This is a genomic window from Entomomonas sp. E7T21 (genome assembly GCF_058693955.1).
This window is the reverse complement of the sequence record NZ_CP191673.1, coordinates 1-9996: the sequence shown is the minus strand read 5'-3', so window position 1 is coordinate 9996 and position 9996 is coordinate 1. Positions and strand designations below refer to the sequence as shown.

Below are 9996 nucleotides of genomic sequence, written 5' to 3'. Positions count from 1 at the left end.
CCGCTAGGTCGAACTATTGAAAATAGTATCTATACCTAGCGGTGAAAGCATTATAAATATATTCACGCAACTTTTTATTTGCAATATTGACAAGCAATATACAATATGATTAACTATAGGCTCATTCTTCTGTACGTTGTACAGAGAAAGCCCGCAGCATCGATGTAAAGCTGCAAATATCGTTGGTATTCCTCATTGAGGTAATCGAACTCCCAGGGATACATTAGCTTTTAAGTATCCGTATTCAGTCCCATGAATATAGCTGACCCGATCGCAACCATCGGTTTATAGGTTGCTCCCTTTGTGCTTAAAAGCACCCCTCAGTCAAGAGGTAAAACAAATCAGGCGAGACCAGTCCGAGCCTTATCTATTAGTTAATCAGTAGATTAAACAGGGGCGAATAGGTGGATACCGCTAAGTCCTATTTTATTCAATAGGCTAGTTATTCTTACAAGTGAATAGGATTACAATGACATTTGATGTAAATAAGGAAAAACAGGCCTTAAAAGAACAAACTAAGGCTATTAGAAAAAGAGTTTATAAAAAAAGAAAGTCTAGGCTTGATCGTTATAAGGGTGAAATTTTGGCACTTCATAATGCTCAGGTAACTCCTACTGAAATAAAACGTTGGTTACGTGCTAAGCGTATTAAAGTCGTCTTAACAACTGTTATTCGATGGTTAGAAAAAAATGGCTCGCTTTCGTAAAACTGCACTACCCGAAAAACAAGCTAAATCTGTCGCTAAGAGCTTACAAAAAAGTGGCTTTATAAAGTCTGTTAGAACACTTAGTAATTACGAGGAACGTCTTGTTCAAGTAGCTAAAAACATGCCTGTATATGGCCTAACTGGAGAGATTAGGGATTTAACCTCTCAGACAGCCATAAACTACCTAGAAATCCGAAGTCAAGAAATAGGCCAAAAAACCTTAGATATGGAGCGTCAGGCTATACAAGCCATGATGCACCAGATGGGTACTTTACCAGAGCAAGAAACGCTAACCGTTATTAAGTCTGAACACGAACAAATATTAGCTAGTAGAGCCTATACTCAAGAGCAAGTGGAAATGATTGCAGATAGTCAACGAGACAAACAGTCATTAGCTACCGAAATAGCCTATAGTGCAGGACTACGAGCGCATGAGCTTTTAACCATCAGAACGGTTGAAGAACGCCAGGCGGATGAGAGGCCTTGTTTAGAAACAAAGTGGCAAGGGCGAGAAGGTCAGCTTTATACAGTGCATGGCAAAGGTGGCCTAGTGAGAGAAGTGCTTATTCCCTATGACTTAGCAGAACGATTAGAGCAAGTCAGACTACCAGAACCACAGGAAATAATAGATCGTGGTGTAAAGTACCAGGCACTTTATGATCTATCAGGTGGCAAAAAATGGAGTGATAGCTTCTCAAAAGCAGCTAATAGGGTATTAGGATGGTCAGAGGGCGCACATGGAGTACGCCACAGCTACGCTCAAGAACGTATGCACGAACTACAAACAAGCGGACTAACAAGAGAACTAGCCTTAGAAACCGTCAGCCAAGAAATGGGGCATTTTAGGCCACAAATTACAGAAACCTACTTACGATAAACTGCTAGCAATTTAACTATGTAAGTCTATCCTGCATAACATAATAACTTTTTGCACGGGACTATGAATTTCGTAGAAATTTGTATACGTCCATAGCGTGCCTACAAGAATTTATGCTCTCTGCAGTTTACAACTGGACTACAAGTAGTTTACAAACAGTCTACAACTATTCTACAAATGCCATACAGTATTTATACATTAGCATTAGCATTGGCACAATCACCAATAACTTATTCTTAGCGTGCTATTTTTCCTTTTTCTCAGATAAACCCAAGTTTAAAAGGTGTCGGATTTTCTGACCAGTAGCTAAATAAATGATATAAGTAAAACGCCTATTATTTATTGGTTTTGTTATCACATTATTTATTAATGTGGGTACAAAAAGCATACCCTGTCATTTAAAAATTAACTTAAAGGTGCTTTTATATGAACATGATCTTTATGGGTATATATCTTTTATAAAAAAGGCCTACATAGGCCTTTTAACAAGTAGTTATTTTTCACAATAAAGCCAACATTCCCCATCCACATCGTATATTGGTGTTATTGGTTCATTAAAATACTGTATTTTCCAATACTTAGGAGAGAAATTCTTTTCTCTGGTTGGATATGTCAAAAAAACTTGATTATCAACTTTTTTTACTTTCTTACCATATTCCTTAGCTATTCGATTAACAGAAGCAACAATGGCTTTTGAACAATTACCATCTAAATAATGTTCACTTCTACCTATATTAAACTCTGTATGCTCCTCTGCTATCTTGCTAGCAGGACAAACTCTTTTATCTGAAACAATAAAAACTCCATTTTCCCCAATTAATAAACTTTGATTATCACTGTAGTTATCAACTACATCCCCTTTTTCTGGTTGATACCAATAATAAACTCTATCCCTACCTTTCCATAAAGGTTGATTATTTTGTTGTAACACCTCTACTAAATAACCTGTTGCAGGTTCTCCATTAACATTAATAACATTACCTTGTTGATCAAATTCAAAATCCCCTACTTCATAACCCACTATAGCTCTAACTTTCCATTCTTTGGGTCTTACTAATTTTAAAGAAGAAGCATTCATGGCCTTTTCAGTCATTCTAAGCGCAGAGGCAGGGGGAGGGTTAAGATCATAACAATCATTGTTATACCCCCCACAATAAAAGTTTTTTGAGCGAAGTACTTGTGCATTTGCAAGCAATGTAATGAAAGAAAAAGTGAATACCAACAGTAAATAAGCTAATTTTTTTAGTCGCATTTGTATTACACCAAGTTATGATTTAGGGTTAAATGAACATGATCTTTATGGGTATAATCTTTGTGTACACACTCAGGGTTATCTGTGGTCACTTGTATTCCCAAGGTCTTAGCATATAATTGCCAGGGCCCTCCTAACCATCCCAGTTTTGGCTTGCCACTGGTAAAGGTATCCACACTCCATAAACGATCTTCTGCAATATAAACAAAAAACATTTTCGACAACTTAACTGCTAATTTTTCAGTTAAAGTATTTTTAGCGTTTAATATTCTAGTAGGGTCGCAATTAGTCATCCATGATTGCCTAACTAATTCATTTTTAAAATAAACAGCGATATTATGTGTTTTATTCGTTGTATCATCTTTTACATTGCCCTTTAATGTACCAATATCTACTCCCACTGAATAACGGTGCAATATTGAACCTAAAGCAGGTCGCCAAGCACTGGTGATATAAATCTCGGTAATATCTAAGTCATGCATTAACTGTAATACATATTCAAATGCTGAGGGATGGGTACGTCTAATAGCTTCTTGAGCAGACATTTTTTTATTATCAAGAAAAGACTTATAGTATCTAGCATTTTGCGTAGCGTTATCTTGAAAGATTAATTTCCTATTTGTATCTCCATCATTAAAACTTAATACACGACCATTTTTTGTTTCTTGCTGGGTTACTTTATTATTTACTTTAACATCCACTATTTCTGCTGTAAAAACACTGTTATATAACGTTTTCAAAATAGCACTGTATTTACTCTTAGCAATATAACTATTAGTAGAGCCATAAGCCTGACTGGCATCACTCCATAATTGATAAGTAATAGTATAGTCATCTAGTTTTAAGGGGTTTCTTAATGTATTTTTATTTGTTAGCACTTTCTTTATACCAGAAACGGGATAAAATTCTTTAGCTTTTCCAGTTTCTGGCCTATCAAGATACTTTATAGGAAAGAGTGTTTTAATTCCTACGCCATTAGTTGCCTCTGTTACATCAATGGTATATAAAGGCTGTACCGCCTTAACAGGGTAACTGGTTAAATCTGCTGCATGATAAGGAATATTAAAGGTATTCCCTATTTTATCGGCTGTTTGAGGCTCTCTGATATAAAATCGGTATTGGCCTACCTTACTAACGGGTAATACTACGCCACCATTAGTTGTACCTGTTTTTGCTACCGTCCATTGCCAATTCTCTGCATTATCCGAATATACCCAAATATAGGGCAATGAGTCTCCGGCAGTAAGAGGCTTATCACCAAGGTATACATTAAACTTAATATAATAAGTCACATCCGCCTGTATAACATTATTACCATCGGTAGTGCTTAATACGATTGCCCCTGCTGTACTAGATGGTTGGGTGCTTTTAGCTAATTGTGCTGTTGTCATCTTCTAATATTCCTTTCTTGACCTTATAAACCCTTTACAAGCTCTAGCTTAAAAGGGAGCGCAATAGTTTCTATTTGAGCGGTAATAGTCTTTTCCTTACCTACCTCCAGTTGAAAACTCCCTATTTCTTTCCAAGAGCCATCATCACGCTGTACTTCTAAGGTAATAGGCATAGTGTCTGAATCCATCTTGATATAACAAATTAGCTCGCTTTCGCTACCTGTTGTATTCTTATCACCTATTAAGGTTTTGGTATAACCCATTTCATCCGTTTTACCTTCAATCGATTCTTCTGAGGAAAGCTTAAAACGGTAACCAATTCCCCCTATAGGCTCAAACTGCCCCATAAACTGTAGTCTTGCTGTAGCCCTTTGGTTATGTTCATTATGATCTGTCATTGTTTTTACTCCCTAACAACAGCATTCTGCTTCAATCGTTACTTGTTCTGATAATGTCCAACCGCCTTGGCCTAAATAGAGTTTGGCCTCTGAGCCAGTATAGGAAATGATCTCTTCACTTTGGCCTTGTTCGTTGGTAAAGCCCTCTGCTAATACCTCACCATTACTATCAACAATCTTGTAATAAACGTCAGCCATAGGATTTTGACTTTTATCCACTAAATGCAATTGCCCTTTGTAATAAGGTTCATCAGCACTACAGCCTGTGCATTCATTTCTGTTGGTTAGTAACACTTGCTCTGATAACGTCCAACCCCCTTGACCTAAATAGACTTTAGCCTGTGGCCCTTCATTAGTGGCTACTTCAACGCCTTTACCTTGTTGATTAGTAAAGCCTTCGGCTAAAACAGTGCCTTGTGCAGTAACTATCTTGTAATATTTATCAGTAATAGGCTGTTGCTTGTTATCAATAAGGGTTAGTGTTCCTCTATAAATCCCTTGTTGTTTTTCTGCTAACTGCTTAAAACCATTTTTATACACAATAGGCGGTGCTACCGTAGGCGTTACTGCATTTTCTTTAAATAGCGGTGACAAAGGTACAGCAGGAGAACCCTCCATAGGCACACCTCCCGTCCATACGGGCATGGTCATCCATATCCCTGCAGGATTTAATACAATATGTTGTCCCCCAGCCTTAAGTGTCAGCGATAGGCCACCATCTACCACGCATTGCATGCCTGCCTTTAAATGGATCTCCATCCCTGCCTCGGTGGTTTTAATCGTACCGACTGTAGTATGTTCTGAGAGAGCAACCTCTTTATAATCATTCTGCAGTATTTGGGTTTTTCTATCTAATTGAGTTAAATGATGTTCCTCGCTAGCATTCTTGGTATAGCGGTTTTTTACTATCGTTTCGCTATGCTCATTTTGAACCTGCAGGTGACTATTATTTTTTACTTCGATGGTGTGATTGTTTTTGGTGAGTTGGTCAAAGTCTTTTTGGGCTTGCACAAAGATTTGTTCTTGGCCTGCTTTATCCTCAATCCTAAATTCATTAGAACCTACACCACCCTTAGAGCTAGAGGTTTTAAAGACACTCTTAGTCTTATGAGCAGGGAGTTCGTAAGGGACTTTATTAACGCCATTATGCAAGGCTCCCGTAATCATTGGGAAATCAGGGTCGCCTTCCTCATACTCAATCAATACCTCCATCCCCACACGAGGCACTGCAATGGCTCCATAGCCCTTATGCGCCCAATTAGACCTTACCCTCACCCAATCCGAGCTATTTTCGTCATAATTGCCTAATCTGTCCCAATGGCATTGAATTTTAACCCGACCGTATTCATCGCAATAAATTTCCTCCCCTGCAGGACCTGTAACAATGGCTGTTTGTGCCCCTAATACCTTGGGCTTAGGGTGCAGCCGTTTAGGCCTGTAAGGAACATCTTCAGGAGACAATACAAACACATTTCGATAACCCTGATTAAAATCCTCTAGGGGAAACTGTAAAACCTCTGCAGCGGGATAACTAAAATACCTAGCTAATTGACTAGTTTTATTACTATTATTGGCTGTCCCTGTATCCCCAAAGGCCTCCAAAACACTAGGTTGCTTCCCTGCATGTCTAATTTCTTGGATTAGCCAAGGCTTCTCCGTATCCTTTAACGGATGTCCTTCTACAGTAATAAATAACCCTGCATGTAACCCCACGACATCACTATTGGCCTCAGCTAACACCTGAGATGCTCTTAAACGCTCTATTTCGACATTAGCGAGGCGATTTCCTTCATCCCTTACTAAATGTCTACTTGGATAATCATACGCCTCTAGCGCGATTTCTGATGCCTTATTGAGCTTATTACTTTGACTACCCTGTGTATTGCCTTCGGGTATCTTCATATTATAAAAATTATAATTTCTAAACGAAGCCTCAGTAGTACAACTTGACATGCCTATATCAAAGCGTTTAATTACAGGATAATCAGCGACAAAGCCTGTATCTGATTTATACTCAATGACCTGGTCATGTTTAGCAAAAAATGGATTACTATCAGCAAAGATTACTTTATGCCTGGTGGGTGAATGCACGAAATAATAAAAAATACCCTCACTTTCAGCTAAATGATTAATAAAACTAAAATCATCCTGATCGTACTGCGTGGTATATTCCCTTACTGGATAGGTTTCTTTGAGCGTAAACTCAAAATCAACTCCCTCAGCCATGCCATAATCAGCCAAAACAGAAGAAATAATCTCAGGTACAGACACCTGTCTAAAGACCTTTTGATTCATTCTTTTTTTAAGATGTGTTAAACGAGGCGTTAAGATCACTTTAAACAACGCGTAATGTTTACCGACAGCCCCGCGACGAACGTTTTGAATCTCGCCATGAACACCTATAGAGCGAGAACTATCAAACGATAAAAAAGCCGATTTACTTAACAACTGAGTAATATCAAACCGCACATGATTACACACTAGAATGATCTCAAGAGCATAATCCGAAGAAATGGCCTCTACCCCTTCAAACGACAACACCTGTAACTTAGCAGAAGTATCCAATCCCTGAACATCAAAAAAGAAATGGGTACTGTTAGCTGACTCAACCATAGACCGACACTCCTATCGAGGCGTATTGAAGCTAAACCAATACAACAAACACAAAAAAAAGCAAACACTAAGCATAGCGATTTCCCCTTTAAAATAAAAGGTTAATACAGCATAAAAAACTCAGATTTTTAACTAGGGCGCAACCAAGCATAAATGGGTGGCGAGCCACAAATGGGTGAATGACCGTAAACACAAAGAAAACGGTACACCTAAGAGGTGTTCCAGTTTGTGACCCGCCATAAAAGCGGATACAACTAAGCATTAGATAAGAACAGAGTCATATCTATGGCGGATTTGTGTTTTACAAACGGGCATTCACTCCCATACCTTAATTAAACACCTAACTAAGGCAAAACTAATTTAGCATTGCACTATAAAAACAGCAAGAAATGAAGTTAAATAGCTCGATTAACATGAAAGTAATTCATGTTAATATAAAGGGTAACAGGGAATAGATAGATAAAAGCTATCATAGTCCGCTGCCTAACCATCCGCCCAAAAGTTCCTAATAGACGGAAAATGAACCTATAAGCAATAAAACCCTTCCTACTGATTACTATAAGAAGTGCTTTAGCACATTGTCGTGAAGGAGTGAAAGGCTGATCGTAAAGGCATTCAGAATGAAAAATTAATAACATTCAGCCTACAGCGACTGGAGCGACAAACACAACAGGTAATAAGTTTCAGTATAAAACTTACCATGTAACAGCAAAGCGAAGCGAACAAAAAGCATTATGAGCGTAGCGAATGCATATTAAGGCTGTCCGAAGGACAGGGCGAAGCGAAGCGGAGGGTTAGGCGTGCGATCTGGCAAGAATAAAAATCATGCCAGGATAAAAAGTTATCCACAGGCAAAAAAGGCCTGCAGTTTATTAATAAGTTATTAAATAGTTATTAAGCAATAATTTATAGGGTTATAGGCTTGTATTTGCAATGGTTGTAATTTTTGATGTGTGTGTGGAATGACGAAATAACGTGTGTAGAATGACGAAATAACGTGTGTAGAATGACGAAATAACGTGTGTAGAATGACGAAATAACAAATGTGAGGAAACAAAATGTTGTGTGTGTGGAATGACGATAGTATACTGTGTGTGAAATGACGATATGTAATTCACATACATATGAAATTATATGGGGTATATATTGACTAACAATATTCAAAAAAAATTAGAGCTTCTACAAAAAAAAGCATCGGAACGTCCGAAAAAAGAAGCATATTTAGCTCCTATCAAACATCCTCAAAAAGATTTTTTTATAGCGGATTTATTTGACAGTATCAGTTTTCAATCAGATATAGCTAGTATGGAATATCCACTTTTTTCCTTAAAGGCTGGAGATAAAAGAACTAGACGATATGAACATAATAATATTTCCATTGTTATAGCCCCTAACTCAGAATATGGCATGGCCACAATCCATGATAAAGATATATGGATTTACTGTATTTCTAAACTTATGCAAGCCATATATGAAGGTGAAGAAATCACTAGGACTGTTCGTTTTACTATTTATGACTACCTCATAACAACAAATAGAGGAACAAGCGGAGAATATTATGAGAAAGCTAAAGCTGCTCTTGATCGGCTACGTAGTACTACCATAACCACTAACATAGAAACAGCAGATAAAAGAGAATCAAGAGGTTTTGGTTTAGTAGACTCATGGCATATTGTTGAAGAAAAAGACGGTAGAATGATTAGAGTTGAGGTAACTCTGCCAGAGTGGCTATATCGCTCTATTATAAATAAGCAAGTTTTAACAATTAGTCCTGATTACTTTAGGTTACGTAAACCATTGGATAGGCGAATATATGAGCTAGCTCGAAAACATTGTGGTAATCAATCCGAATGGAAAATTAATCTTGATCTTCTATTAAGAAAAGCAGGTAGCACTTCAACTCTTCGAGAGTTTAGACGTGCTATGAAATCTCTTTCACAAAGTGATGCGTTACCAGATTATCATGTACATTATGATGCAGTAAATGATATGGTTTTATTTAAAAAATACGAAAACCAGTTAAATATCAAGGATATATAATTATGGCTCTTGTTACAATTACAGAAGCATCAAAGCTAACTAAAAAAAATAGGACAACACTTTATCGTTACATTAAAGAAGGTAAATTGTCTAAAACAACAGATGACGCAGGCAAGGATAAGCTAGATACTAGTGAGCTTTTAAGAGTTTTTGGAGCATTACATGCAACAAAAGATACAATGTTGCACAACACGGAAAAGCAACACATCGCAACACAAAATGATGTTGCAAAAACAAATGAATTGCAACAAAAGATACAACAATTAGAGCAACAAATTTTAAACAAAGATGAATTATTAAAAGCTAAAGATGACCATATTAGTAGCTTAAAACAAGCACTTATGCTGTTAGAGTATAAAAAAGAAGAAAAAGAACAATCAACACCTATTCAAGAAGAACCTACTCAGCCACCAGAAGCAGAACAAGTTAGTCAACCTACAGCTGAGATAGAACCACAAGTTGAAGAAGTAGTAGAACCAGAGCCAGAAAAGCCCAAACGTAAGAAGTTTTTAGGAATTTTCTAGCTTTTTGCTGTAGTTTGCTACTTTTACATGCTTATATGGCATATTTTCTAAATTTCGCCTCTTTTTGCTCATAATGTGCCATGTCTCTATAAGATCAGCTTCTTTTTAAAAGTTACCCACCCTCCTACGCTTATGTAGGAGCTTCGGCGCATGGATAACTTTTAAAATCCGAACTGTTTTTTGCATCAGCTTTCA

General features: G+C 37.4%; 8 protein-coding genes. 4 read left to right on the top strand and 4 right to left on the bottom strand.

All coding sequences use genetic code 11. The annotated features are described in order from the left end of the window. Positions 1-469 precede the first annotated feature (469 nt). Together ACQVD9_RS15780 and ACQVD9_RS15775 are read left to right on the top strand one after the other, a co-directional pair. Complete coding sequence (locus tag ACQVD9_RS15780; RefSeq protein ID WP_264747918.1) at positions 470-706, top strand: hypothetical protein; 237 nt, start codon at positions 470-472, stop codon at positions 704-706. Continuing rightward, positions 690-1583, top strand: coding sequence for a site-specific integrase (locus ACQVD9_RS15775; RefSeq protein WP_264747917.1), 894 nt, complete (start codon positions 690-692; stop codon positions 1581-1583). The genes ACQVD9_RS15780 and ACQVD9_RS15775 overlap by 17 nt, the downstream gene beginning before the upstream one ends. A 493-nt stretch (positions 1584-2076) precedes the next feature. On the opposite strand, the gene ACQVD9_RS15770 is transcribed toward ACQVD9_RS15775, so the two are convergent. Genes ACQVD9_RS15770 through ACQVD9_RS15755 form a run of 4 tightly spaced genes read right to left on the bottom strand, consistent with a single transcriptional unit; the run spans position 2077 to position 7237 of the window. Beyond that, the gene (locus ACQVD9_RS15770; protein ID WP_264747916.1) at positions 2077-2835 is read right to left on the bottom strand and encodes a hypothetical protein; all 759 of its coding nucleotides are present in this window, start codon (positions 2833-2835) and stop codon (positions 2077-2079) included. A 5-nt stretch (positions 2836-2840) separates the two neighbouring features. Then, positions 2841-4226, bottom strand: coding sequence for a hypothetical protein (locus tag ACQVD9_RS15765; RefSeq protein ID WP_264747915.1), 1386 nt, complete (start codon positions 4224-4226; stop codon positions 2841-2843). A gap of 23 nt (positions 4227-4249) precedes the next feature. Beyond that, positions 4250-4624: a hypothetical protein gene (locus tag ACQVD9_RS15760; RefSeq protein WP_264747914.1), complete on the bottom strand. Its 375-nt coding sequence runs from the start codon at positions 4622-4624 to the stop codon at positions 4250-4252. Between the two features lie 12 nt (positions 4625-4636). Further along, positions 4637-7237: a type VI secretion system Vgr family protein gene (locus ACQVD9_RS15755; RefSeq protein ID WP_264747921.1), complete on the bottom strand. Its 2601-nt coding sequence runs from the start codon at positions 7235-7237 to the stop codon at positions 4637-4639. A gap of 1146 nt (positions 7238-8383) precedes the next feature. Between ACQVD9_RS15755 and ACQVD9_RS15750 the strand changes: the two genes are divergently transcribed. Beyond that, complete coding sequence (locus ACQVD9_RS15750) at positions 8384-9277, top strand: replication initiator protein A (protein ID WP_264747920.1); 894 nt, start codon at positions 8384-8386, stop codon at positions 9275-9277. Positions 9278-9279: 2 nt separating this feature from the next. Then, positions 9280-9801 (top strand): helix-turn-helix domain-containing protein, encoded by a 522-nt coding sequence (locus ACQVD9_RS15745; RefSeq protein ID WP_264747919.1) that lies wholly within the window; start codon positions 9280-9282, stop codon positions 9799-9801. Positions 9802-9996: the final 195 nt, after the last annotated feature.

Excerpts from the sequence above, each read along its gene's own strand:
- ACQVD9_RS15770 (WP_264747916.1), bottom strand. The coding sequence starts at position 2,835 with ATGCGACTAAAAAAATTAGCTTATTTACTGTTGGTATTCACTTTTTCT.
- ACQVD9_RS15745 (WP_264747919.1), top strand. The coding sequence starts at position 9,280 with ATGGCTCTTGTTACAATTACAGAAGCATCAAAGCTAACTAAAAAAAAT.
- ACQVD9_RS15760 (WP_264747914.1), bottom strand. The coding sequence starts at position 4,624 with ATGACAGATCATAATGAACATAACCAAAGGGCTACAGCAAGACTACAG.
- ACQVD9_RS15775 (WP_264747917.1), top strand. The coding sequence starts at position 690 with ATGGCTCGCTTTCGTAAAACTGCACTACCCGAAAAACAAGCTAAATCT.
- ACQVD9_RS15755 (WP_264747921.1), bottom strand. The coding sequence starts at position 7,237 with ATGGTTGAGTCAGCTAACAGTACCCATTTCTTTTTTGATGTTCAGGGA.
- ACQVD9_RS15765 (WP_264747915.1), bottom strand. The coding sequence starts at position 4,226 with ATGACAACAGCACAATTAGCTAAAAGCACCCAACCATCTAGTACAGCA.
- ACQVD9_RS15780 (WP_264747918.1), top strand. The coding sequence starts at position 470 with ATGACATTTGATGTAAATAAGGAAAAACAGGCCTTAAAAGAACAAACT.